This is a genomic window from Nocardia coffeae (assembly GCF_019890715.1).
Lineage (GTDB): Bacteria > Actinomycetota > Actinomycetes > Mycobacteriales > Mycobacteriaceae > Nocardia > Nocardia jiangxiensis.
The window spans coordinates 367,721-390,810 of the sequence record NZ_JAINZY010000007.1 but is presented as its reverse complement, the minus strand read 5'-3'; the positions used below and the strand labels follow the sequence as shown (position 1 = coordinate 390,810).

Annotated in this window: 22 protein-coding genes; 12 read left to right on the top strand and 10 right to left on the bottom strand. The window is 67.4% G+C overall.

Features of this window, described 5'->3' with window-relative positions:
- Positions 1-2: 2 nt before the first annotated feature.
- Both K7711_RS26475 and K7711_RS26470 read right to left on the bottom strand, forming a co-directional pair.
- Entirely contained in the window at positions 3-842 is an 840-nt protein-coding gene (locus K7711_RS26475) for a mycofactocin-coupled SDR family oxidoreductase (RefSeq protein ID WP_040825390.1), read from the bottom strand.
- A gap of 89 nt (positions 843-931) precedes the next feature.
- Positions 932-2,209 (bottom strand): cytochrome P450, encoded by a 1,278-nt coding sequence (locus tag K7711_RS26470; protein ID WP_222972133.1) that lies wholly within the window; start codon positions 2,207-2,209, stop codon positions 932-934.
- Positions 2,210-2,585: 376 nt separating this feature from the next.
- On the opposite strand from K7711_RS26470, the gene K7711_RS26465 reads away from it, so the two are divergent.
- Positions 2,586-3,245, top strand: coding sequence for a TetR/AcrR family transcriptional regulator (locus K7711_RS26465; protein ID WP_222972132.1), 660 nt, complete (start codon positions 2,586-2,588; stop codon positions 3,243-3,245).
- 35 nt (positions 3,246-3,280) lie between these two features.
- Here the strand turns inward: K7711_RS26465 and K7711_RS26460 are convergent, their stop codons facing one another.
- Complete coding sequence (locus tag K7711_RS26460; RefSeq protein ID WP_222972131.1) at positions 3,281-4,357, bottom strand: XdhC family protein; 1,077 nt, start codon at positions 4,355-4,357, stop codon at positions 3,281-3,283.
- Between the two features lie 186 nt (positions 4,358-4,543).
- On the opposite strand from K7711_RS26460, the gene K7711_RS26455 reads away from it, so the two are divergent.
- From K7711_RS26455 to K7711_RS26435, 5 genes are read left to right on the top strand one after another with little or no spacing between them, the layout of a single operon-like run.
- The gene (locus K7711_RS26455; RefSeq protein ID WP_222972130.1) at positions 4,544-6,898 is read left to right on the top strand and encodes a xanthine dehydrogenase family protein molybdopterin-binding subunit; all 2,355 of its coding nucleotides are present in this window, start codon (positions 4,544-4,546) and stop codon (positions 6,896-6,898) included.
- Positions 6,895-7,770 carry an FAD binding domain-containing protein gene (locus K7711_RS26450; RefSeq protein ID WP_222972129.1) on the top strand — a complete coding sequence of 292 codons (876 nt, stop codon included), beginning with the start codon at positions 6,895-6,897 and terminating at the stop codon, positions 7,768-7,770. The genes K7711_RS26455 and K7711_RS26450 overlap by 4 nt, the downstream gene beginning before the upstream one ends.
- Positions 7,763-8,266 (top strand): (2Fe-2S)-binding protein, encoded by a 504-nt coding sequence (locus K7711_RS26445; protein WP_040825402.1) that lies wholly within the window; start codon positions 7,763-7,765, stop codon positions 8,264-8,266. The genes K7711_RS26450 and K7711_RS26445 overlap by 8 nt, the downstream gene beginning before the upstream one ends.
- 19 nt (positions 8,267-8,285) lie before the next feature.
- The gene (locus K7711_RS26440) at positions 8,286-8,984 is read left to right on the top strand and encodes an SRPBCC family protein (protein ID WP_222972128.1); all 699 of its coding nucleotides are present in this window, start codon (positions 8,286-8,288) and stop codon (positions 8,982-8,984) included.
- A gap of 28 nt (positions 8,985-9,012) precedes the next feature.
- Entirely contained in the window at positions 9,013-9,258 is a 246-nt protein-coding gene (locus tag K7711_RS26435; protein WP_222972127.1) for a hypothetical protein, read from the top strand.
- A 66-nt stretch (positions 9,259-9,324) separates the two neighbouring features.
- Here K7711_RS26435 and K7711_RS26430 read toward each other — a convergent pair whose 3' ends face one another.
- Together K7711_RS26430 and K7711_RS26425 are read right to left on the bottom strand one after the other, a co-directional pair.
- Positions 9,325-9,831, bottom strand: coding sequence for a hypothetical protein (locus tag K7711_RS26430; RefSeq protein ID WP_040825407.1), 507 nt, complete (start codon positions 9,829-9,831; stop codon positions 9,325-9,327).
- A 35-nt stretch (positions 9,832-9,866) separates the two neighbouring features.
- Positions 9,867-10,475, bottom strand: coding sequence for a TetR/AcrR family transcriptional regulator (locus K7711_RS26425; RefSeq protein ID WP_067887403.1), 609 nt, complete (start codon positions 10,473-10,475; stop codon positions 9,867-9,869).
- A gap of 412 nt (positions 10,476-10,887) precedes the next feature.
- Here K7711_RS26425 and K7711_RS26420 point away from each other — a divergent pair, with 412 nt between their 5' ends.
- The 5 genes from K7711_RS26420 to K7711_RS26400 all read left to right on the top strand — a co-directional run bounded on the left by K7711_RS26420 (position 10,888) and on the right by K7711_RS26400 (position 17,983).
- Positions 10,888-12,057 (top strand): amidohydrolase family protein, encoded by a 1,170-nt coding sequence (locus K7711_RS26420; protein WP_222972126.1) that lies wholly within the window; start codon positions 10,888-10,890, stop codon positions 12,055-12,057.
- A gap of 2 nt (positions 12,058-12,059) precedes the next feature.
- Positions 12,060-13,292, top strand: coding sequence for a M24 family metallopeptidase (locus tag K7711_RS26415; protein ID WP_235747769.1), 1,233 nt, complete (start codon positions 12,060-12,062; stop codon positions 13,290-13,292).
- Complete coding sequence (locus tag K7711_RS26410) at positions 13,282-14,403, top strand: M24 family metallopeptidase (RefSeq protein ID WP_222972125.1); 1,122 nt, start codon at positions 13,282-13,284, stop codon at positions 14,401-14,403. Before K7711_RS26415 ends, K7711_RS26410 begins: the two co-directional genes overlap by 11 nt.
- A 78-nt stretch (positions 14,404-14,481) precedes the next feature.
- Positions 14,482-15,477, top strand: a complete 996-nt coding sequence (locus K7711_RS26405) for an enoyl-CoA hydratase/isomerase family protein (RefSeq protein WP_222972124.1) — start codon at positions 14,482-14,484, stop codon at positions 15,475-15,477.
- A gap of 37 nt (positions 15,478-15,514) precedes the next feature.
- On the top strand, positions 15,515-17,983 hold the full coding sequence (locus K7711_RS26400; RefSeq protein WP_222972123.1) for a CaiB/BaiF CoA-transferase family protein: 2,469 nt from the start codon (positions 15,515-15,517) through the stop codon (positions 17,981-17,983).
- An 18-nt stretch (positions 17,984-18,001) separates the two neighbouring features.
- Here K7711_RS26400 and K7711_RS26395 read toward each other — a convergent pair whose 3' ends face one another.
- From K7711_RS26395 to K7711_RS26385, 3 genes are read right to left on the bottom strand one after another with little or no spacing between them, the layout of a single operon-like run.
- Positions 18,002-18,217: a hypothetical protein gene (locus K7711_RS26395; protein ID WP_222972122.1), complete on the bottom strand. Its 216-nt coding sequence runs from the start codon at positions 18,215-18,217 to the stop codon at positions 18,002-18,004.
- A gap of 8 nt (positions 18,218-18,225) precedes the next feature.
- Positions 18,226-19,446 (bottom strand): Rieske 2Fe-2S domain-containing protein, encoded by a 1,221-nt coding sequence (locus K7711_RS26390; protein WP_222972121.1) that lies wholly within the window; start codon positions 19,444-19,446, stop codon positions 18,226-18,228.
- Between the two features lie 48 nt (positions 19,447-19,494).
- The gene (locus K7711_RS26385) at positions 19,495-20,451 is read right to left on the bottom strand and encodes a PDR/VanB family oxidoreductase (RefSeq protein WP_222972120.1); all 957 of its coding nucleotides are present in this window, start codon (positions 20,449-20,451) and stop codon (positions 19,495-19,497) included.
- Between the two features lie 290 nt (positions 20,452-20,741).
- On the opposite strand from K7711_RS26385, the gene K7711_RS26380 reads away from it, so the two are divergent.
- Positions 20,742-21,920, top strand: a complete 1,179-nt coding sequence (locus tag K7711_RS26380) for a TetR/AcrR family transcriptional regulator (protein WP_222972119.1) — start codon at positions 20,742-20,744, stop codon at positions 21,918-21,920.
- Between the two features lie 58 nt (positions 21,921-21,978).
- Here K7711_RS26380 and K7711_RS26375 read toward each other — a convergent pair whose 3' ends face one another.
- Both K7711_RS26375 and K7711_RS26370 read right to left on the bottom strand, forming a co-directional pair.
- On the bottom strand, positions 21,979-22,527 hold the full coding sequence (locus K7711_RS26375) for a MarR family winged helix-turn-helix transcriptional regulator (protein WP_222972118.1): 549 nt from the start codon (positions 22,525-22,527) through the stop codon (positions 21,979-21,981).
- 50 nt (positions 22,528-22,577) lie between these two features.
- Positions 22,578-22,958 carry a RidA family protein gene (locus K7711_RS26370; protein WP_222972117.1) on the bottom strand — a complete coding sequence of 127 codons (381 nt, stop codon included), beginning with the start codon at positions 22,956-22,958 and terminating at the stop codon, positions 22,578-22,580.
- Between the last annotated feature and the right edge of the window lie 132 nt (positions 22,959-23,090).

Sequence of the window (23,090 nt, the reverse complement as noted above, 5' to 3'; positions counted from 1 at the left end):
AGTTATTTCAGGGTGCTGCCCGCGTCGACCGTCATCGGCAGACCGGTGACGTACCGCGACTCGTCCGAGGCCAGGAACAGCACCGCGTTGCTGATGTCCACCGGCTCGACCCAGCCCACCGGCAGAACGTGCATGAACTGCGCGACCGGAGCGAAATCCTCCTTGGTCGGGTTCTCCAGATCCGGGCGGAACAACTTCATGGTGGCGTCGTTCATGAACATCGGGGTGTTCACGTTCGTCGGGTGCACCGAGTTGACGCGGATCGAATGCTGGCCCAGCTCCACCGCGAAGGCCCGCATCAGGCCGACCACGCCGTGCTTGGCCGCGATGTAGTGACCGGTGTTCGGGTACGCCTTGAGCCCGCCCACCGAGCTGGTCAGGATGATCGAACCACCGCGTCCGCCCGAAAGCACGTGCGGGATACCGGCTTTCGCCGTCTTCCAGACACCCGAGAGGTTGATCCCGATCATGGTGTCCCAGTCCTGCTCGCTGGTCTTGTCCAGCGTGTCGCCGCCGTTGCCGATACCGGCGTTGGCCACGATGATGTCCAACCGGCCCAGCTGTTCGACGCCGCTGTCCACCGCGGCCTTCAGCGCGTCGAAGTCGCGCACGTCGACCTCGGCGGTGACGACCCGGCGGCCCAAACCCTTGACCAGGTCGGCGGTCTCGGCCAGATCCGCCGGCGTGGACGCCGCGATGGCATCACTGCCGCTGACCGGCTTGCAGACATCGACCGCGATGATGTCCGCACCTTCCTGCGCCAGTCGCACCGCATGGCTGCGGCCCTGACCGCGTGCCGCACCCGTGATGAAGGCGACCTTGCCTTCGACCCGTCCGGTCATTTCTTCCTCGATTCGTAGTGCTGTCGACGCGGCCCGTCTCGTGGAAGGGCCTGATGTGCAAGGGAATCCGCGCTCCGGGATGCGGAGCTTCAGGGATTCGGGGTGAAGGTGATGTGCAGGTTGGACAGTCCGCGCAGGATGTAGGTCGGCTCGTAGTCGAAGTGCCGATCGCCCTCGGGGCCGTGGTGTCCGGAGTCGATGCGGATGTCGAGCATCCGGTCCAGGATCCGCTCGATGGAGATGCGGCCCTCGGCCCGCGCCAACGGAGAGCCGGGGCAGGTGTGATTACCGCGCCCGAACGCCATGTGCTCGCGGAAGTTCTTGCGGTCCAACCGGAATTCGTGCGGATTGTCGAATCGGCGCGGATCCCGGTTCGCCGCACCCGGGCAGACCATGACCTTGGATCCGACCGGCAGCTCGACCCCGCCCACGGTGGTGGCACGCTTCGCCAGCCGGAATCCACTCTTGACCGGCGCGTCCATCCGCAGCGACTCCTCGATGAAGACCGGGATCAGGCTGCGGTCCGCGCGCAGCGCGTCCTGGATGTCGGGGCGATCGCCCAGAATCCGCAGTGCGGATCCGAGCATTTTGGCCGTGGTCTCCTGTCCCGCGCCGAACAGGAAGGTCGCCGACCGGACGACGTCGATCACCTCGGGGGTGGACCCGTCCGGATATTTCGCCTGCGCGAGCTGGGTCAGCACGTCGTCGCGCGGATTCTCGCGACGATCGCTGATGTAGGCGCTGAACTTCTCGTCCAGCCATTCCAGCGGGTTGCCGGAGACGATGTCGTCGTCCAGCGCGCCGACCCGGGTGCCCGGACGCTCGGCGCCCAGGACGATGCGGAACTGCTGGTGATCCTCCTCCGGAACACCCAGCACATCGGCAACCACCAGCAGCGCAAAGGGTTTGGAGTACTCGGCCAGGAACTCGCAGCTGCCCTGGCTCACGAACTCGTCCAGCTGGCGGTCGGCCAGCCGCCACATGAAGTCCTCGTTCTCCTTCAACCGCGCCGGGGTGAGCAGGCGGTTCAGCAGGGATCGCGCATAGGTGTGGCCCGGCGGATCCATCGTGACCATGTGCTCGTACATGGGCATCTGAGTACGGTGCTGTTCGATCAGCGCGCCGATGTCATCGCCTTCGATCTCGAACGGCAGCGGCGGGAACGGACCACCCACCGAGATCACCGACGAGAACAGGTCGGGATCCTTGAACACCTCGGCCGCTTCCTCATATCCGGTGACCGCGTACACACCGTGGTGCGACTCCTGCGACACCGGGCATTTGGCCCGCATGTGATCGAAGTACGGGTGCGGGTCGGGCACTAGCGACGGGTCGGTGAAGTAATCGACCGAATCGAAATCAACCATCCGGAGAACTCCTGAGTGAGCTGGGCAACATACGGATGGTAACACAGTTACTCATATTTGCGAATGTGGTTCTCCGAGGAGTCGAACCCGACTCGCGAAGCCTGGTGAACCGGCAGAATCATCGGGAAACAGGGCGTCTACCCGCGGGGCGCCGAGCCCGGGAGCGCCGGGCGAGGCAGCTCTCGAGCGCTCGGACCGGGCCGATGTCGCTCAGCTTCGCGGGTTGCGCATGACAGATACGAGAATGAGATTCTCCCAACCGGCGAGACGATTACTTGTCAGATGGAAGGAGAATGCCGTCATCGTCAGAATAATATCCCATTCTCCTATATAGTACATCCATGTTCTCATCAGATGACCGGGGAACGAGGCGCCGGTGACCAGCCCGAGCGAGAAACCAGCCTGGAAGCAGCGAGCCGTCGAGCGGTCGCTGCACACCGCCAAACTGCGTGCCGAACAACGGGTGCAGCGGTTCCTGGACGCCGCCCAAGTGATCATCACCGAGAAGGGCACGACGGACTTCACCGTTCAGGAGGTCGTCGACCGCTCCCGCCAGTCGCTGCGCAGCTTCTACATGCAGTTCGACGGCAAACACGAACTACTGCTCGCGTTGTTCGAGGATGCGCTGGCCCGCACCGCCGATCAGTTGCGCGCCGCGGCCGACGGCCGCACCCAGCCGCTGGACAAGTTGCGCACGGCCGCGGTGCTGCTGTTCGAACTGTGCCGACCCGATCCGGACACCGCGCGACCGCTGTTCACCGATTTCGCGCCGCAGCTGCTGATCTCACATCCCGGTCATGTGAAGACCGCGCACGAGCCGATGCTCACGCTGTTCACCGAGCTGATGGATCAGGCGCACGAGTCCGGGCAGCTGCGTTCGGAGGTCGCCTCGCGGCGGACCGCGGCCATGCTCATGCAGACCCTGATGTTCATCGCGCAGGCCGCCGCGACCTCCGGGGACGAGGGCCAGCAGCCGATCAGCGCCGACGAGGCGTGGGACTTCTGTGCCCGCGGATTCATCGGCCGCGACGAATAACGTTCCGCGGCAGGTAGATTCACAGGCCGCGCGACTCACCCCGCGGCGCGCCGATCGGTCGCGACGGGGTGGATCGGCCGGTCGGTCGCCGAGAGCGCGAGCGCGGAGCCGCCGCGCCGGACGGCCACGATCTCCGCACCGATGGCCACCGCCGTCTCCTCCGGAGTCTGCCCGCCCAGTTCCAGGCCGATCGGCGAACGCAGACAACGCATTTCGTCCTCGGTGATCCCGGCCTCCCGCAACCGGCGACGCCGATCGCGGTCCGCGCGACGCGAACCCATCGCGCCCACATAGGCCACCGGTAGCCGCAACGCCGCCACCAGCACCGGGATATCGAACTTCGGATCGTGAGTCAGCACGCAGATCACCGTGCGCGCGTCGACCGGAGTCGAACGCAGATACCGATCCGGCCATTGCCGCACCACCTCCTGCGCGTCCGGAATCCGGGCCGGATCCGCGAACGCCGGACGCGCCTCGCAGACGGTCACCCGATAACCCAGCAGTCGGCCGACCCGTGCCAGTGCTACAGCGAAATCCGTTGCACCGCAGATGATCATGCGCGGCGGCGCGGCGAAACAGGTCACCAACACCGTCCGCTCGCGATCGGCGCAGCCGACCACGCGCACACCGCCGGCACCGATATCGAGCATCGCCCGCGCCAGGCGCACGATCGCCGGATCGAAATCCTCCCCCACCACACCCTCCGGGCCGAGGGTCGCGATCGCGCCCGATTCCAGATCGCGCACTACCGCGACCGCCGCCCGCGAATCCAGCGCGGCCTCGACCGCCGCGCGCTCGGCCGCGGTGATCCGATGCACGAAGACGTCCAGCTCACCGCCGCAGGTCAGGCCGACCGCGAAGGCGTCCGAATCGCTGAAGCCGAAGCGGCGGCGCACCGGCGCACCCGATGCGATCACCTCCCGGCACAGGTCGTAGACCGCGCCTTCGACGCAACCGCCCGACACACTTCCCCACACGGCCCCCGATTCGTCCACCGCCATGCTCGTCCCCGCCGGGAGCGGTGCGCTGCCGCGCACGCCGACCACGGTCGCGAGGGCATAGACGGTGTCCGCGGCATGCCATCGCAGTAGCTGCGTGCCGAGTTCGCGCACGATGACCTCCGGCGATCGTCGGCCGCGGGCCGGACCGACCCGCCGCCCCACCACCGAACCGGTGGCGCTTCACAAGTAGACGAGACTGTGATTCTCGTAGCACTATAATGTCATACTCATAATTGGCATATATGACATCGGAGAGACGGTAACTGCGATGGTTGACACCCCGGTTCGAGTCCCGCGATGACCGGCGCGCAGATTGCCACCGGCACCACCGGGGCCGTCGGTGCACGCGTGCCGCGCATCGAGGACGCGCGTCTGGTCACCGGCGCGGGCACCTTCGTCGACGACGTCACCCGCCCCGGTCTGGTGCACGCCTGCTTCGTCCGCAGCCCGCTCGCCCGCGCGCGCATCGGTGAGATCGACCTGACCGACGCACTGGAACTCGACGGCGTCCTGGCCGTCTACACCGCCGCGGACCTCAATCCCACCGCCCGCGAGATCTCTTACGACCTGGACATGGCCGGGATGCCACCGGTGCCGCGCCCGCCGCTGGCCGAGGAGGAGGTGCGGTTCGTCGGGGATCCGGTCGCCCTGGTGATCGCCGCGGACCGGTACATCGCCGAGGACGCCGCCGAACTGGTGATCATCGACTACGAACCGCTGGATCCGGTGGTCGACTACGTCACCGCCGCGGACTCCCCGAATCTGGTGCACGCCGGATTCGCGGGCAACTCCGCCGGGGAGATGGGCGGGCGGCCCGCAGCCGACCTGGAGCCGATCTTCGACTCGGCCGCACATGTGGTGCGCCAGAACATCTTCCAGCAGGCGTATCTGCCGGTGCCGATGGAGACCCGCGGTCTGGTCGCGGAGTGGTCCGCGCCGATGGCGGAGATGACGGTGTGGATCTCCACCCAGTCCCCGCACGAAGTCCGCGCCTTCTGCGCGCGACTGATCGGCGCGGACGAACATCAGGTGCGGGTGATCGCCCGCGACACCGGCGGCGGTTTCGGACTCAAACAGCTGCCGCTGCGTGAGGAGACCTGTGTGCTGCTGGCCGCGCGGGCCCTGGGCTGTGCGGTGAAGTGGATCGAGGACCGTCAGGAGAATCTGATGGCCTCGGGGATGGCCCGGCACGAACATGCCGAGGCGGCAATGGCTTTCGATGCCGAGGGCAGGATTCTGGCCGCGTCCATCGCGCACGTGCAGAACGTCGGGGCGTATCCGACGCCCTCGCCGATCACCGGCGGCATACCCGTGGGCATCCTGTTCCCCGGGCCGTATCGGATCACCGACACCTCCTTCAGCGCGAAGTTCCGGTACTCCAACACCGTCGGCCGGGTGGCCTATCGCGGTCCGTGGCAGTTCGAATCGGTCGCGCGCGAGGTGCTGCTCGATCACGCGGCGCGGCGGATCGGCATCGATCCGATCGACCTGCGTCGCCGGAACATGTTGCGCCGCGACGAATTACCGTGGGCGAACCCGAACGGGATGACCTACGACAACATCTCCCCGCTCGAAACGCTCGAGCAGGCGATCGAAATGCTGGACTACGACCGCTTCCGCCGCGCCCAGCGCAACGCCCGCGCCCAGGGCCGCTACCTCGGCGTCGGCACCTGCACCTACGTGGAACCGACCACCGGCGCCACCCCGTTCCTGGCCACCGAGGGTGCGACCATCCGGATCGAACCCACCGGCAAGGTCAACGTCTATGTGGCGGGCGGTTCGGCGGGCAACAGCCTGGAGACCACCGTGGTTCAGCTCGCCGCCGACGCCCTGGGCGCGAAGCTGTCCGATGTGCGAACCATCCAGGGCGACACCGCGATCACCCCCTTCGGCGGCGGCACCGGCGGCAGCCGTTCGGGGTCGATGACCGCGGGCGCGATCGAACAGACCGCCGCCGTACTGCGGGAGAAGATCCGGGCGATCGCGGCGCATCGGCTCGATGCCGCACCCGAGGAGATCGACCTCGCCGACAGCCGCGCCACCGTGCGGGGAACTCCCGACACCGGCCTGAGCCTGGGCGAGATCGCGAATATCGCCTACTTCCAGCCGGACACCCTGCCGCCGGGTACGACCCCGGGACTCGAGGCCAGCGGGCGGCACAAGACTCCGCAGATCGCGATCTGGGCCAACGCGACGCACGTGTGCACCTGCGAGGTCGATATCGAGACCGGCGAGGTGACGCTGCTGCGGTACATCGTCAGCGAGGACTGCGGCCCGATGATCAATCCCAATGTCGTGGAGGGGCAGATCTACGGCGGAACGGTGCAGGGCATCGGCGGCGCGCTGTACGAACATCTGCCCTACGACGAGGACGGCAACCCGGTCGCCACGACCTTCCTGGACTATCTGCTGCCGACCGCGACCGAGGTGCCCTCGATCGAGATAGGACATGTGCAGACGCCGAGTCCGGGGCCAGGCAGTTTCAAGGGCGTCGGCGAGGGCGGCGCGATCGGTTCTGCCCCGGCGGTGCTCAACGCGGTCGCCGATGCGCTGTCCCCGTTCGGCGTGGAGATCCGCGATCTGCCGCTGTCTCCCAGCCGGATCGTCGAACTGCTCGATCGGGCGCGCGCCGGTGAGGAGGGGGATCGATGAAACCCGCTGCCTTCGAATATCATTCGCCCACCACCGCCGAAGAAGCCGTGACCTTGCTGGCCGAACTCGGCGAGGAGGCCAAGATCATCGCGGGCGGGCAGAGCCTGGTGCCGATGCTGGCGCTGCGCCTGGCGGTGTTCGATCATCTCGTGGATCTGCGGCGTCCGGCCGAACTCCGCGGGATCGAGATCGGCTCGGATTCGGTGCGGATCGGCGCGGGCACGACGCACGCGGCGGTCGGCGCATCCCCCGAGATTCGCCGGGCGGTGCCGCTGTTGTCGCGGGCCACGCCGTTGATCGGGCACTTCCAGATTCGCAATCGCGGCACGATCGGCGGAGCGATCGCACACGCCGACGCGGCAGGCGAATATCCCGCTGTCGCAGCGACTCTCGATGCCGAAATCGAGACTCTGTCCCCGCGCGGGCGGCGCACGATCGTTGCCGCGGAGTTCTTCACCGGCATGTGGAGCACGGCGCTGGAACCGGACGAGATCGTGACCGCGATCCGATTCCCGGTGCGGCACGGTCGATCCGGCTTCGCCATCGAGGAATTCGCACGGCGTACCGGCGATTTCGCGATGGCGGGTGCGACCCTGGCGGTCCAGCTCGACGCGGATTCCCGAATCTCGCACTGCGCCATCGGATTGTTCGGCCTGGCCCCGACCCCGGTGCGGGCGCGCGAGACCGAGGCCGAACTGCTCGGCCGACCGATCGAGGCGGTCGTGGCCGAAGAGATCGGCGCGAGCGCGACGGCGGGACTGCACGCGATTCCGGCCGATGTGCACGGCTCGGCCGAGTATCGCCGTCGACTCGGAACGGCCATGGTGGCGCGGGCGTGGCGACGCGCCGTACAGGAGGCGAGCAATGACTGACCTGGACATCGAGGTCCGGATCAACGGTGCGCGACACCGGGATCGGGTGCCGCCGCGACTGACCCTGGCCGACTACCTGCGCGAACGGTGTGGTCTGACCGGGACCCATCTGGGCTGTGAGCACGGCGTCTGCGGTGCGTGCACGGTTCTGGTGGACGGCGCGGCCGTGCGTTCGTGCCTGATGTTCGCCGTGCAGGCCGACGGTTCGGAGGTCACCACCGTCGAGGGCATCGCCGAACCGGACGGCGAACTGTCCCCGGTACAGGCCGCCTTCCGGGACGAACACGGTCTGCAGTGCGGATTCTGCACTCCCGGATTCATCGTCACCGTCACCGCCTTCCTGGCCGAGAACCCGCACCCGACCGATGCCGAGATCCGCGAGGCGATATCCGGAAACCTGTGCCGCTGCACGGGATATCAGGGCATCATCCGCGCGGTCCGCGCCGCCGCCGACTCGAACCACACCGCCGCCGCGCCCACCGCGCAGCAGGCGTGAGCACGCAAAGGATCTGGCGATGAAACTCGACAACACCTTCCGCATCCCGGTTCCGGCCGCGCAGGCCTGGCCCGTGCTGCTCGATCTGGAACGGATCGCGCCCTGTGTCCCGGGCGCGAACATCACCTCACGTGAGGGCGAGGACTTCCACGGCCGGATCAAGGTCAAACTGGGTCCGGTGGGACTGAGCTACAGCGGCGTCATCACCGTGGTCTCCCAGGACGAGGCCGCCGGAATCGCCGTGTTGCAGGGCCGCGGGCGGGAAGTGCGCGGCAACGGCACGGCCAAGGCGACGATCACCTGCCGCCTGGTCGAATCCGACGGTGCCACAGATGTTTTCGTCGACACCGAGCTGTCGATCACCGGGAAGCCGGCCCAGTTCGGGCGGGGCGCGCTCGCCGATGTCGCGGGCACCCTGATCGGCCAGTTCGCCACCAATCTCGCCGCGGAGATCACCGCGGCGGCACCGGCCCCCGCGGCGGACGCCCTATCCCCGTCCGCCGCGGGCACTTCGCCGGACGCACCGGAGCACACTCCCGCGCCCGCACCCGCCGCGGCGGCCACCCCGCCGCCCCGCACCCCCGCCGAGCCGATCGATCTACTCGCCACCGCGGGCGCGAGTTCGATGGCGCGATACGGCGGAATCGCTCTGCTGGCGGTCGCCGGACTGCTATTCGCGCTGTTGCGACGCAGACGATCGGATCGCTCGGCCGGTTGAGGCCGCATAATCCCGGAGGAAGAAAGTGTTGTCACGTGACGATGTTGTCACGCACCAAGGGACCCTGGGCGGTACGGCGATGCAACTGCCGCCCCGCCGCATCAGGCACATCCGGATCGAGGCCGGTGCGGTCTCGGCGGACTACCAGGCATGTGCCGAACAGATCGCGGACATCGTCGCGGAATTACGCACGAGTGCCGGTATCACCGTCACGGTGGACGACGACGTCCGACCGGATCTACCCTCGCTACCCTGCGCGGGTCTGTGGGACTGACCAGCATCCATGTCGAACCGCCGCGTCCCGACCGGGGACGCGGCACGACTTGTGACGAGTTCTCGCTCAGCCGACCGGGCTGAGATCCGCGCCGACCGGCGGGATGTCCGACAGTCCGCTGCGGAAGACCTCGGTGGTCCCGACCGAGGTCACCGGGCGCGCGGCCGCGGTCAGCGCCTGAGCCTTGAACGCCTGCGCGGCGACACTCAGCCGGTGCAGTACCGGATCGACCCGATGCTCCGGCGGCGTGGGCCAGCCCTCACCCCACACCACGACCTCGATTCCGCCGTCGCCCAGTGCCTTGAGCAGACCGCGTCGCGCACGCGGATCCCCTTGGCACACATCGCAAGCCACCGCCAGCGCATGCGGCCGACGCCCCTGACCGCGCGAGGCGAGCACCTCCTCGAGGGCTATCGCGTCCGCGCCGAGTATGCGCAGCGGCCGCGGGTCCGACGGATCGGCCACCAGAACGGTGACCTCCCAGCCCGCGATCGAGCGATCGAACAGCCAGCCCCCGGCGTGTTCGACGACGTCGGCGACACTGGTCGCGACGACGTCGAGCCGGTACCGCATCGTGCCCCGCTGGTCGCCGGATCGATCGGCGTCGGTCAGTTCACCGGATCGTCCGGAGCCAGATCGCGAGCCAGTGACTTCGTGTACTCGGCGAACACCTCGGGCAGCGGGATCGAGTGATCGAGCAGCCATGACATCTCCATTCCATTGATGAAAGCGACGATTTCCATAGCTCGGATGTCGGGATCGACGTCGGCCCGATACCGTCCGGTCTCCTGATTGCGACGGATGATGTCGGCAACGATGCCGACCGCCACTTTCCATCGGTCGAGCATGCGGTCGTGCAGTGGAGCCTCGGGCACCAGGTTCTCCACGAGCAGCACCACGAAAGTGCCCACGAGATCGGGCGAGCGCTCCATGCGGTCGGCGACCTTGCGGATCTCCACGACCAGATCCCCGCTCAGGTCGGTATCCGCGGCGTCGTCGGCGTCGCGGGCGTCCAGGACCGCGTGCAGGAGTTGGTCCTTGGATTGGAAGTGGTGCAGCAGCCCGGCCGGACTAACGCCGGCTTCACCGGCGATCTGCGCCAAAGTCGTACTGCGCCAGCCATTCCGGGTGAGCAGCCGCTGAGCGACTTCCAGGATGCGCTGCCTGCGGTCTTCGCCCTTGGCGCGTAGCGAGGCATACGGACGTGGATCTGTCACGAGAAGCTCTCCTCGATCAAACCTAGTGAACACACAGTAGGTTGGTTGGGGGTGTTGTGACAAGGGTCTCAGGCCAATGAGTCGTGCGCACCCGCCGCGACCTGCCGACTTACCACCGCGACTCCGTCGATTCTCTCTGAGGACGACCGGCAGCAGATATAGACGATAACATCATTCTCGCGGGCTGAACTGGCATAATAGGAGTCTGTTCGGTCAACACTGGTGTATCGCCCTCTCCTAATGTGATAACTTCATTCCCATCGGGATTCACGGTCTCCGGGCGCAGCGCCGGGGAGCCACGCGGGCGCCACGGGGCCACGCCGGGCCCACCGGACTCCACCCGGATCAGCCTCCGCCGCCCATCGACCAGGCACCGATCCCGCGAAACGGAAAACTCCCTTGGAGGGTCAAGATGTCGGTTCCCACCAGCAGCGCTTCGTTGTACCCGCCCGGCGGATTCGGGCCGCCGAAGGATCGTCGCGGTCACGCGCAGGGCTCGGTGGGCCTGCCCGCGGGCACCGAGGTCTTCTCGGCCGACAATCACATCTCCCTGGCCGACGACATCTTCTACGAGCGGTTCCCGGAGAACATGAAGGACCGCGCGCCGCGGATCTGGTACGAGGACGGCGCATTCCAGATCGGCCGCAAGGGGAAGTCCTTCCTGCCCGGTGATTTCAGCAGCGTGCTGATGCAGTACGACCCGCTGGACGGGTCGGGCAGCGCCAATTTCGACGCGCGTGCCGCCGATCTGCGCGCGGACGGCATCGCCAAGGAACTCGCGTTCCCGAATGCGTTGCTGGCCTTGCTGTTCTACCCGGACAAGGAGGTCCGGGAGCTCGCGTTCCGGGTGTACAACGAGTACATCGCCGAACTGCAGGAACGCTCCGGCGGCAGCTTCTACGGCGTCGGGCTGATCAACTGGTGGGACCCGGCCGGCGCCCGCCGCACCCTGGACGAGCTGAAATCGTTGGGGCTCAAGACCTTCCTGCTGCCGCTCTCGGCCGGTAAGGACGACGACGGCAAGGTCATCGATTACGGCAGCACCGCGATGATCCCGGTGTGGGACGCGATCGAGGAATCCGGCGTGCCGGTCTCCCATCACATCGGCGAATCCCCGCTGTCCGCGCCGTGCGAGGTCAACAGCGTGGTGGTCGGCATGATGCACAATGTCGCGCCGTTCCGGGAGTTGTTCTCCAAGTATGTGTTCAGCGGGATCATCGACCGGCATCCGGGCCTGAACATCGGCTGGTTCGAGGGCGGGATCAACTGGGTCCCCTCGGCGATCCAGGACGCCGAGCACATGAACGCCTCCTACAAGCACATGTACAACCGGCCGATCGAGCACGACGTGCGGTACTACTGGGACAACCACATGCGTGCCTCGTTCATGGTGGATCCGCTAGGACTGTCGCTGATCGATCACATCGGGCGTGATCGGGTGATGTGGTCCTCGGACTACCCGCACAACGAGAGCACCTGGGGCTACTCGGAGAAGTCGCTGGCCGGCGTGGTCGAGGCGGTCGGGCCGCAGGACGCGGCCAAGATCGTCAGCGGCAACATCACCGACTTCCTGGGTCTGTAGCCATGGCCTCTTCCACCACCGGCACACCGGCACTCGTCATTCCCGAGGTACCCGACCGCGCACGCATGCGCCGCGAGACCGGCGCGCGGCTGCGCTCGGCCATGGCCGCTCAGGGAATCGACGCGCTGGTCCTGCTGAACAACAGCAATGTCGTCTACGCCACCGGGGCCAACTGGCCGCTCGGCGACGCGGGCCTGTCGCACGTCGAACGACCGGTCGCGGTCGTGGTCGCGGGTGATCCGTGGCCGCATCTGTTCCTGCCGTTCCGGGAGGGCACCTCGGCGGAGACCGATCTGCCCGCGGACCACCTGCACGGACCCGTCTATCTCGAATTCGACGAGGGCGTCACCGAATTCGCGAAAGTGCTCGCGGATCTGATCCCGTCCGGCTCGGCCGTCGCGGTCGACGAGTGCACCGGCGCGATGCTGCGGGCGCGCTCGGATCTGTTCCCCGGCGCGGCGCCGACCGACGCCGCACTGGTCGTCGGCCCGGCCAAGCTGATCAAGACTCCCGACGAGATCGCCTGCATCCGCACCGCGGCCCGGATCACCGATCAGGCCATGGTCGACGTACAGGCCGCGCTCGCGCCCGGACGCCGCCAGATCGATCTGTCCGCGCGCTTCGTGCGCCGGGCCTTCGAACTGGGCGCGACCGCCACCATGCTGGACGCGATCTGGCAGGTCATGCCGGACACCAAGGCCGAAGGCGTGTGGACCACACACGGCGATCTGGCGCTGCCGCTGCTCACCACCGAACGCGAACTCGCCGCCGGTGACGTGCTGTGGACCGACGTCAGCATCACCTACGGCGGCTACTGCTCCGATTTCGGCCGCACCTGGACCGTGGGCGCGGAGCCGAATGCGCGGCAGCACAAGCAGTTCGAGCGCTGGCACGAGATCCTGACCGCGGTCCTGGAAGTGACCAGGGCCGGGGCGAGCGCCGCGGATCTCGCGCGCGCGGCCACGGCCGCCAACGACGGGGTCAAGCCCTGGCTGCCGCATTTCTACCTCGGTCACGGGATCGGGGTCAGCGCGGCCGAAACACCCATGATCGGAACGGATCTCGGCGCGGAGTTCGACGAGAACTTCATCTTCGAACCGAACATGGTGCTGGTCCTGGAGCCGGTCGTCTGGGAGGACGGCACCGGCGGCTACCGAAGCGAGGAAATCATCGTGATCACCGAAGAGGGCTCGATCGCCCTGACCGACTACCCGTATGCGCCCTATGGGCACTGAGGTGATGCCGGACGATCGCGCCCTGCGGCATGGGCGGCGCGATCGCGCACTGGCACAGATGAAAGCCCATGACCTGGACGTCCTCGTGCTCGGGCGGCAGGCCAACGCCCGCTACGTCGCGGGCGCACCCCAGCTGTGGGTGGCCGGAACCCGTCCCTTCGGGCCGGTGGCCACGGTGGTGCGCGAGACCGGTGCGGTCCATCTGCTCAGCACCTGGGACGAGGGCATTCCCGAGGACATTCCGCACGATCACCTGTACGGGATGATGTGGAATCCGATGAATACCATTGCGGCACTTCGGGACATCCAGGGCGCGTCGACCGCGGTACGCGTCGGCACCGACGCGCTCTCACCGAATTTCGCGAAGCTGCTGCCGCTGGCCTTCCCGAATGCCGAACTGGTCGACGGCGAGCTGGCGATGCGCACGGCGCGGCGGATCAAGACCGCCGAGGAGATCGAGGTATTGCGCGGCACCCTGCGGGTCGCCGAGGCGGGCCTGGCCGCGACCGTGGCCGAACTCGCCTCCGGCAGTAGTGAACAGGTGCTGATCGGTGCGATGCTCGAGGCGATGACCGCGGCCGGGATCAGCACCCCGGCCTCGCAGGATTCGGTGTGGGTGACCTCCAAGGAACATCCGTGGCGGCGCGCGGGCGCGGACCGGCGCGCGCACGAGGGTGATCTGGTGGCGTTCTCGGCCGGAGTTCTCGGCGAGGGATACATCGGCGAGGTCGGCCGGACGTATCCGGTCGGCTCGGCGAGCGACGGCGCTCGCAAGCTGTATCGACGCTGGGATGCGTTGCAGGCCAGGCTTTTCGAGGCTTGCCGTCCGGGCGAGACGGCGGCGGGACTGCTCACCGCGTATGAACTCGCGGGTGAACCCTTGCCCGCGATGCCGGTCGCACGCGGCCTGGGCATGGGATTCGATTCGCCCGTCGTCTCACCGCAGCTGCGCGCCACGGCCGAGGCCGAACGGCTCGAGCCGGGCATGGTGCTGGCGGTGACGGGCTACGTCTGGGAGTCCGGAGTCGGCGCGGTATTCGGCCGCGACGCGGTGCTGATCACCGACGACGGCTTCGAGGTGCTCACCTCCGCGCCCCACTGGGAACACTGAGCGGTCCGAAGCTCGGCGCACAGTGCTCCGAGCTTCGGATCTCTTGTCCCCCGATCACTTTCAGCAAAGGAGGCGGGCATGTCCGAATCCGAGCAGCCCTCGAACGACCAATCCTCGACACAGGCGGATCAGCCCTCGGCCGAGGAGATCATCCGCTACGAGAAGGATACGAAGACCAGGATCGCGACGATCACCTTCGACCGGCCCGATCAGCTCAACGCGCCCACCGTCGCCGCGCGGCTGCGCTATGCGGATCTGCTGCACCGGGCCAGCGTGGACGACGAGGTCAAGGTGCTCGTCGTCCGCGGCGCGGGCAACGATTTCGGCACCGGCGCGGATCTGCCGGAGTTCATGGATATCCAGAACGACCCGTCCCAGAAGCGGCGACTGGCCGAGTACCGGATCGGCGAGGACGAGGTGCAGTACCCGCCGAAGGATTCCTTCCGGCACGGCGCGACCATCAGCCAGTGGTATGCCAACGCCTCGGCCGGCTGCCGCAGCCTGCAGGAATTCAAGAAGATCAGCATCGTGGAGACCAAGGGCTATTGCTACGGCTGGCACTTCTACCAGGCCGCGGACGCCGATCTGGTGATCTCGTCGGACGACACGCTGTTCGGGCATCCCTCGTTCCGCTACTACGGCTGGGGACCGCGGATGTGGACCTGGGCGCAGACCATGGGGCTGCGGCGTTTTCAGGAGATGGTGTTCACCGGACGCGCCTTCACCGCGCAGGAGATGTACGAGTGCAATTTCCTGAACAAGGTGGTCCCCCGCGACGAACTCGAGGCCGAGACCGCGAAGTACGCACTGGCCTGCTCGCGTAATCGCCCCACCGACACCGTCTTCATGCAGAAGGTGTTCTTCGAGGTGATGAAGCAGCATCAGGGCGAATACATGGGCAGTCTGCTGAGCGGGTTCTTCGAATCGATGGGCGGGCACATCCGCGCCGACGACGACGAACTGATGCTGGACAACGCGTTCGACAACGGGCTGAACAATTCGGTGAAGGACAACGACGCGCAGTTCCCGCCGGATTTCCGGCTCAGCAGGTCGGGCCGGAACAAGAAGGTGTAGCCGCACTGCGGCGTGCGGCGAAAGTCGGTGAGCGAGAATGTCATCCAGGCAAACCACCCGCGCCTCGGAACGGTCGGTCTCCCCGCCGCTACGCGGCTGTGTCGTGATCGATCTGTCCAGCGGGATCGCGGGCGGGTACTGCACGAGAATGCTGCGCGACGGCGGCGCGCAGGTGATCAAGGTCGAAGCGCCCGAGGGTGATTCGCTGCGATCCTGGTCGGCGTCCGGTGCGGCGATCGAAAACGGTTGCGATGGCGCACTGTTCAGCTTCCTGGCCGGCGGCAAGGAGAGTGTGCGCGCGGATCCGGATCGTACCGAGGATCTGGATCTGGTGGACACGCTGCTGGATTCGGCCGACATCGTGGTCTGGTCGCGGGACTCGCGGCTGACCGAGCATCCCCGGCTGAGCATCTCCGCGATACGCCGCGCACACCGGCATCTGGTGGTCACCGCGATCACCCCGTTCGGGCTCGAAGGCCCCTGGAGTGACCGTGCGGCAACAGAATTCACGTTGCAGGCGTGGTCCGGAGGCATCGTCGGGCTGGGACGCGGCGCACCCGAACAGCCCCCGGTGCACATCGGCGGCCGGGTGGGCGAATGGTTCGCCGGGGCATACGCTTCGGCGGCCACCATGACCTCACGGCTGCGCACACTCGGATCCGGGACGGGTGAGCTGGTCGATCTGTCCGTCCTGGAGACGCAGATCCTCGGGCTCACCTATTTCCCGGTGTCGTTCTACGAAGCCCTGGACCGGCCCTTCCGCACGCAGCGACGGTTGAGTGTGCCCGGTGTGGCGACCGCCGCCGACGGGATGGTCGCCCTCGGGTGCGGCACCTCGCAGCAGTGGTTCGATCTGTGTGCGATGGTCGGGCATCCGGAGTGGATCGACGAGGACACCGACCTGTCGATCACCGAACGGGCCGGGAAGAACGCACCCGAGATCTTCGCGTGGCTGGCCGAGCAGCCGACCGAGGTGATCCGAGATCTGGCCTCCGCGTTCCGAATTCCGAACGGACCGGTGGTCAACGGGGCCAATGCCACCACGATGGATCATCACATCGCTCGTGCGAGTTTCACGGTGAATCCGCGCGACGGATTCGTTCAGCCGCGTCCGCCGTATCGCCCGCAGCCGACCTGGTTGGGCGGCCCGCTGCCCGCGCCGCGACTGGGTGAGCACACCGCCCGATATCGCGCGGCCCGCCCGGAACGCCATGACGCGCGACCCGCCGCGACACTGAATCCCCTTCCCTTCCAGGAACTTCGAGTACTGGATCTGACCACCTACTGGGCGGGACCGTCCTGCACCCACTATCTGGCCATGCTCGGCGCGGAGGTCATCCACGTCGAATCCGCCACCCGCCCCGACGGCACCCGCCTCATCGCGGGAGTGCCCGCGACGCAGGAGCAATGGTGGGAGTACTCGCCGATCTTCTCCGGGCTGAACACCAACAAGAAGAGCATCACCCTGAATTTCCGCTCCGATCGTGGGCGTGCGCTGCTCTCCCGCCTGGCCGCCACCTGCGATGTCATCGTGGAGAACTACACGCCGCGCGTGCTGGATCAGATCGGACTGGATTATCCTGCGGTACAACAACTTCGACCGGACACGATCATGGTCCGCATGCCCGGCTTCGGCCTGGACGGCCCGTGGCGCGACAATCCCGCCTTCGCGTACGTCATCGAGGACACCTCCGGCCTGACCTGGCTCACCGGCCACCCGGACCGAAATCCGCTGGAGCCCTACTCGATCGGCGATCCCAACGCCGGGGTGCACGCCCTCAACGCCCTGCTGCTGGCGCTGGAACACCGCCGCCGCACCGGAAACGGCATGCTCGTCGAGGCGGCCATGGTCGACGCCGCCCTCAACGTGGCCGCCGAGCAGGTCATCGAACACTCCGCCTACGGCGCCCTGCTGGAACGCGACGGCAACCGGGGCCCCGAAGCCGCCCCGCAGAATCTCTACAAGGCCTCGGGCACAGACGAATTCGGCCGCCAGGACTGCTGGGTAGCCATCGCAGTCGGCACCGACGACCAGTGGCGCGCCCTGTCCAAGGTTCTCGGAGATCCGGCCTGGGCCCAATCCCCCGATCTGTCCTCGGCCGCCGGTCGACGACGCGAACACGATGCGATCGACGCACACCTCGCCGAGTGGTGCGCGACCCGCGACAGCGACGAGATAGTCCGGATCCTCTGGGACGCAGGCGTTCCCGTCGCCAAGGCGATGCAGCCACACCGCCAGTTCGAGATCCCGCAGCTCGACGCGCGCGAGTTCTTCGAACCGGTCTCCCACCCCGTGGCCCGAACCGCCCGGCACAGCACCGTCCCCGTCCGCTTCTCCGCCGGCCCCGAGCAGTTCCACCGCTCCCCCGCACCGCTGCTGGGCGAGCACACCACCGAGGTGCTCGCGGCACTCGGTCTCACCGAAACAGAGATCGGCGAACTCGAGGCCGACGGCATCATCGGCGGCTCCCCCGCCGTCATCCGCACACCCGCGAAGTCCGACTGAGGCGGCCTGCGCGTTCGCTCACCGCACGCGGAACCGAACTCCGTGCGGCAGTGGGACATTCTGCACCCAGGTGCCCTCGGCATCGAATCCCGAAACGAAGAACGACCCCTCCGGATCTCGGCGGAACTGCCGAATTCCGATCCAGCCGACATCGGAGAACCGAATCGAGTCGTATTCCGCGATCGCGACGTCTGCGGCGTAAGTGGCTGCCGCACTGTTGCTTTCGGAATCCATCGCGGCTCTCACACCCCGCGCCCGGCCACCGCGAGCGCCGCTTCCGCATCGTCGCCGTCACTTTCGAATGCGGCGCCGCGCACCGATTTCAGGTCGTTCTCACCGGGCCGATTGAAGATGACCGGCACTTCCGCAACGGCCCGGGTCGCCGCGTCGCGCAGAATCTTGCGCAGCCGCACGACCCCGACATCACTGGAACCGAGGTGCTCGTTCTCCCGGTCCATGATCGCGCCCTGGCTCTCCTGAACCGCGAGATCCTCGAAGAAGAGGTTGCCCAGGCCCGAGAAGTGGTCGCGGCCGAGGGTGTCGCGGTCCTGCCCCCACCGCTGCTTGCCGCGCATGTCGGCGGTGAAGTCGTCGGGGTGCAGGGTCAGCGGTGCGACATGCCGTCCCAGCGGCTTGGCCGGGTCGAGCCGATCGTTCTTGTCGTACCAGATGACCCACTGCAGGCAGTGCGTGTCGTCGATCGGCACGATGCAGAATGCCGCACGCTCGTCGTTCTGCGGCACGAAACACCAGAACGGCGCGATGTATTCGGTGACGCGGTAGTAGTGCCCGCCGTCCGGCCGCGGGCGATCGGCGTAGATCCGCATACCGTAGGGACGGTCCCGGACGATGATCGACGGCGCGGCTTCGTAGGCCACCTGATGCTGTCCGGGGAACTGGGTCTTGTGCAACTGACCCAGGTGCGCGGTGTCGACCAGACCTTCCAGGCACTGGACCCAGCCGCACCGGGTCACCCCGACCACGGCCTGACACTGTTCCTCGTCCAGACCCATGAAATCCATATCCGGGAACGGCGGCTCATCGCCGTCGCCCAGATACACCCAGATCATCCCCGCAGCCTCGCGCACCGGATGCGCATTGACCGGCAGGATCTCCCGGAACCGGTCCCGCCGCTGTTCCGGCTCGGTGGGCACCGCGACGCAGCGACCGCCGCTGCCGAACTCCCAGCCGTGGTAGATGCAGGTCAGGCTGGAACCGGAGTTGAATCCCAGGGCCAGCGAGGCGCGGCGATGCGGGCACTGCTCGTCGAGGCAGCCGAGTGAGCCGTCGGCGAGCCGGTAGATGACCATCGGCACGCCCAGCGCTTTCGCGCGCACCGGATCCGCGCCCGGACGGACCGCGGCGCTGCGCGCCACCGGCATCCAGAATTTCCGCAGATACGTTCCCATCGGCGTGCCGGGCCCGACCTGGGAGATCTGGTCGTTGTCAGCGGTTTTGAGCACGGTGGCTCCTCATCGGTCGTAGGGAGGGTGAGAAAGTCGGTCGGTGTCCTACAGATCCAGGACGAGTTCGGCGGACCGGCATCGGGAGACGCACGGCAGCATCGTGGTTCCGCTCTCCTGCTCGGCGGAGCTCAGGACGAAGTCGCGATGGTCGATATCGCCCTTGACCACCGCGACCTCGCAGGTGCCGCAGATTCCCTCGGTGCACGAGGAGGCCACCGCGATTCCGGCGGCGTTCAGCGCGTCGAGCACCGAGGTGGTCGCGCCCACGCGCACCCGCTGTCCGGTCGTGGCGATCACGACGTCGAACTCGTCGTCGGGGGTCGTGGCGGCGACCGGCTCGGGTGCTTTGAAGCGTTCGAGCCGAAGCCGGCTCGGGTCGGCCAGCGCCGCGCCACAGGCATCCATCAGGGGTTCGGGGCCGCAGCAGTAGACCAGTGCGGTCGGCGGCAGGTCCGCGAGCAGTCCCGCGATGTCGGGGTAGCGTCCGTCGGACTCGTCGTCGGCGTGCACGGTGACGCGGCCGGCGGGCAGTTTCGCGATCTCGTCGAGGAACGCCATGGTCGAGCGGGATCGTCCGGTGTAGAGCAGACGCCACGGGCGCTCCCGCCGTTCGAGGCTGCGCACCATCGCGATGATCGGGGTGATCCCGATGCCGCCCGCGACCAGAATGTGTTGGGCGGCAGTCTCTTCCAGTGCGAAGGCGTTGCGGGGGCCGTCGACCTCGAGCAGCGAACCGACCGGCAGCGCGTCGTGGATGTGACTGCTGCCGCCGCGCGAATCCGGCTTGCGGAGTACCGCGACGGTCCACCGCCGCCGATCCACCGGATCGGAGCACAGGGAGTATTCGCGCACCATCCCGTTGGGGAGATGCAGGGCGAGGTGCGCGCCCGGCTCCCAGCCGGGCAGGTCCGCTCCGGTGGGGTCGACCAGGGTGATGGCGGTGACGCCCGCGGCCTCCCACGATTTCTGCTGAACCCGCAGGGTTCGAGTGCTGTCGCTCATCGAATCGTGTCTTCCGGGGTGATGTTCGAGTGATCCCGGTGAGGTGCGGCCGGTCGGCACACCAGGCTGGGCAGCGCCGCCGTCGGGTCCCGCACACCGGGGGAATATCTTGCTATTAAGATTATTATCCGAGGTTTTCCTCTTTCGCAAGAGGAAGTTCGAGTCGATTCGAGAGGCAACACGCCCGAAACACGCACTCGGCCAGCGAGCCCTTGCCGTCTCAGCGGCCAGACTTTTGAACATCCGTTCAATATCATCGTCCAGTTTTGAACGCTCGTTAAAGTGGTGGGATGACCTCCCTGAGTGGGCAGCGGTCGACAGCCCGCCGCCGCGCATACGATCCGGAGCGCAACCGCCGAGCCGTGCTGGCCGCGGCGCGACGACTCTTCGCCGCGCAGGGGTACGACGCGGTGAGCATCCGGGCCATCGCCGCGGAGGCAGGGGTGACCGCGGGACTGGTGATGTCGTATTTCGGCACCAAGGACGCACTCTTCCGCGAGGTGGTCGGCGGTGGCGCGGGCATCGGCACCGACGTCGTCGCGCACGCCGGCAGCGGACCGGAGCGACTCGCCCAAGCCCTGGCCCACGCCTATCTGGCACGCTGGGACCAGCTGCCGCCCGACGATCCCTGGCCCGCCCTGATCCGCTCCGCACTCACCCATCCACCGAGCGCGGCCATGCTCCGCGAGGTACTGGAGAAGCAGGTCAGCGGCCCCCTGACGCATCTGCTCGACGGGTCCGCCACGGCCGACGCGAGCGCGGGGCTGGTGCGCAGCATCCTGTTCGGCGTGATCATGGAGCGTTACCTGTTCGCGCACGAGCCCGCCCACTCCGTCCCGACCGAGCAGCTCGAACCCGCACTCGCGGCCGTGCTGGCGGTCGCGTTGCAGGACATGCCGACTCCCGCCGATACCTCCGACGAAGCAGCGGACACCGGCGCCAACGCCGTGTCACGCATCCTGACCGAGTGGCGGGCCGAGTTGCCCGACACCGATGTCTCGGCGCTGGCGGTCTTCGGTCGGCTACACCGATGCTTCCTGCGCTACCAGACCCAGATCAGCCGGATCATAGAGCAGCACGGCATCAGTTTCGCCGCGCTCGACGTACTCACGGCCCTGCGCCGAGCCGGGGCCCCCTACCGGCGCACCGCCGGAGACCTGGCGACGTCCAGCCTGGTCAGCACCGGCGGCATCACGCTGCGGGCCGACAAACTGGAAGAGGCCGGACTGATCCTGCGCGAACGCGACGAGAACGACCGGCGCATCGTCTATCTACGCCTGACCGATACCGGACTGGCGCTGACCGATCGGCTCATCGAGGACCACTTCGCCAACGAACTCGACATGCTCGCCGGACTCGTACCGGCCGAACGCCGCCGACTCGCAGCACTGTTGGAGCGCCTGGAGGGCTCATTGGAGATTTCCGGGCAGCGCGAACGTCAGGCGCCCTTCGATACCCGCGCCTGGTGACGGGTAGGGATTCCCACCAGCGGCGCACACCGCTCTCGGCGGGGTGCCGCTCGACACGTCAGGCCGAATCCGCGTGGGACTGTTCCGGTTCGGTGGATTCCGCGGCGAGGATGGACCGTTCGAGTTTGCGCAGCAGATGGGCGAGCCCGGCCTGTTCGGTGGAGGTGAGCCCCGCGAGCATGCGGGATTCGTTCGCGAAGTGATCGGTGGCCGTCACCTCGAGCACGCGCAGTCCCGCCTCGGTCAGGCGGGAGTAGACGATGCGCCGATCATCGGGGTCGCGTTCGCGTTCCACCAGGCCCGCCTTTTCGAGGCGATCCACGCGCAGCGTCATGCCGCCCGTGGTGACCAGGGCCATCTCGGCCAGCTGCCCCGCCGTCATCCGGTAGGGCGGGCCCGAACGACGAAGGGCGGCAAGAACATCGAAGGCGGCCATATTGATGCCGTGCCGGTCGAACAGCGCGGTCAGCGAGGACTGGTAGTAGACGTAATTGCGGTGCAATCGGCCGAACACCTCCAGCGGCGAGACATCCAGCTCGGGTCGCTGCTGATGCCATTGCGCGACGATGTCGTCGACCGCATCCCGGTCGGGGTTCGACCGCGCCACGCTTCCTCCCGTTGGGCTCGAACGAATTTCGGATGACGGTATCGGCCAGGCTACTCGGCGACCGCACCGGGTTCGGCCGACACACACGCGATCGCGTCGATCTCGACCGTCGCGCCGTACGGGAGCGCGCTGACCTCCACGAAGGTGCGGGCCGGTCGAGCGGTGGCGAACAGGCGCTCGAACTGGCGGTTGGCCTCCTCGCGCAACGACAGGTCGGTGACGAAGTAGGTCAGCTTCACGACGTCGTCCAGGCCGCCGCCGGCGGTGGCCAGGCGCTCCAGCATGCGGTCCGCCGCCGCGTCCAGAGCCTCGGTGCGACCGGGTACGGGCACGTAGTCGCCGTCCACCGACAGTGCGCCGGAAACGAATACGAACTGCCCCGCACGCACGGCCGGGCGGTAGGGGTGCTGGGCGGAAACCGCAGTTGACATCGGGTGATCTCCTCGGTCGCAGAGCCGGCTGACAAGAACCTTTAGCGCTAAGTTAATTTGCGATGCCGCGCCGGTCAAGCCCCACCCCGGGCGTGTTGCGGCACAGTAACCGCGCAATAACAGCATGTTTCG

Coding starts and splice junctions, on each gene's coding strand:
- K7711_RS26395 (WP_222972122.1), bottom strand. CDS start 18,217: ATGGATTCCGAAAGCAACAGTGCGGCAGCCACTTACGCCGCAGACGTC.
- K7711_RS26445 (WP_040825402.1), top strand. CDS start 7,763: ATGACTGACCTGGACATCGAGGTCCGGATCAACGGTGCGCGACACCGG.
- K7711_RS26405 (WP_222972124.1), top strand. CDS start 14,482: ATGTCCGAATCCGAGCAGCCCTCGAACGACCAATCCTCGACACAGGCG.
- K7711_RS26430 (WP_040825407.1), bottom strand. CDS start 9,831: ATGCGGTACCGGCTCGACGTCGTCGCGACCAGTGTCGCCGACGTCGTC.
- K7711_RS26420 (WP_222972126.1), top strand. CDS start 10,888: ATGTCGGTTCCCACCAGCAGCGCTTCGTTGTACCCGCCCGGCGGATTC.
- K7711_RS26370 (WP_222972117.1), bottom strand. CDS start 22,958: ATGTCAACTGCGGTTTCCGCCCAGCACCCCTACCGCCCGGCCGTGCGT.
- K7711_RS26380 (WP_222972119.1), top strand. CDS start 20,742: ATGACCTCCCTGAGTGGGCAGCGGTCGACAGCCCGCCGCCGCGCATAC.
- K7711_RS26415 (WP_235747769.1), top strand. CDS start 12,060: ATGGCCTCTTCCACCACCGGCACACCGGCACTCGTCATTCCCGAGGTA.
- K7711_RS26470 (WP_222972133.1), bottom strand. CDS start 2,209: ATGGTTGATTTCGATTCGGTCGATTACTTCACCGACCCGTCGCTAGTG.
- K7711_RS26455 (WP_222972130.1), top strand. CDS start 4,544: ATGACCGGCGCGCAGATTGCCACCGGCACCACCGGGGCCGTCGGTGCA.
- K7711_RS26410 (WP_222972125.1), top strand. CDS start 13,282: ATGGGCACTGAGGTGATGCCGGACGATCGCGCCCTGCGGCATGGGCGG.
- K7711_RS26475 (WP_040825390.1), bottom strand. CDS start 842: ATGACCGGACGGGTCGAAGGCAAGGTCGCCTTCATCACGGGTGCGGCA.
- K7711_RS26400 (WP_222972123.1), top strand. CDS start 15,515: ATGTCATCCAGGCAAACCACCCGCGCCTCGGAACGGTCGGTCTCCCCG.
- K7711_RS26440 (WP_222972128.1), top strand. CDS start 8,286: ATGAAACTCGACAACACCTTCCGCATCCCGGTTCCGGCCGCGCAGGCC.
- K7711_RS26385 (WP_222972120.1), bottom strand. CDS start 20,451: ATGAGCGACAGCACTCGAACCCTGCGGGTTCAGCAGAAATCGTGGGAG.
- K7711_RS26450 (WP_222972129.1), top strand. CDS start 6,895: ATGAAACCCGCTGCCTTCGAATATCATTCGCCCACCACCGCCGAAGAA.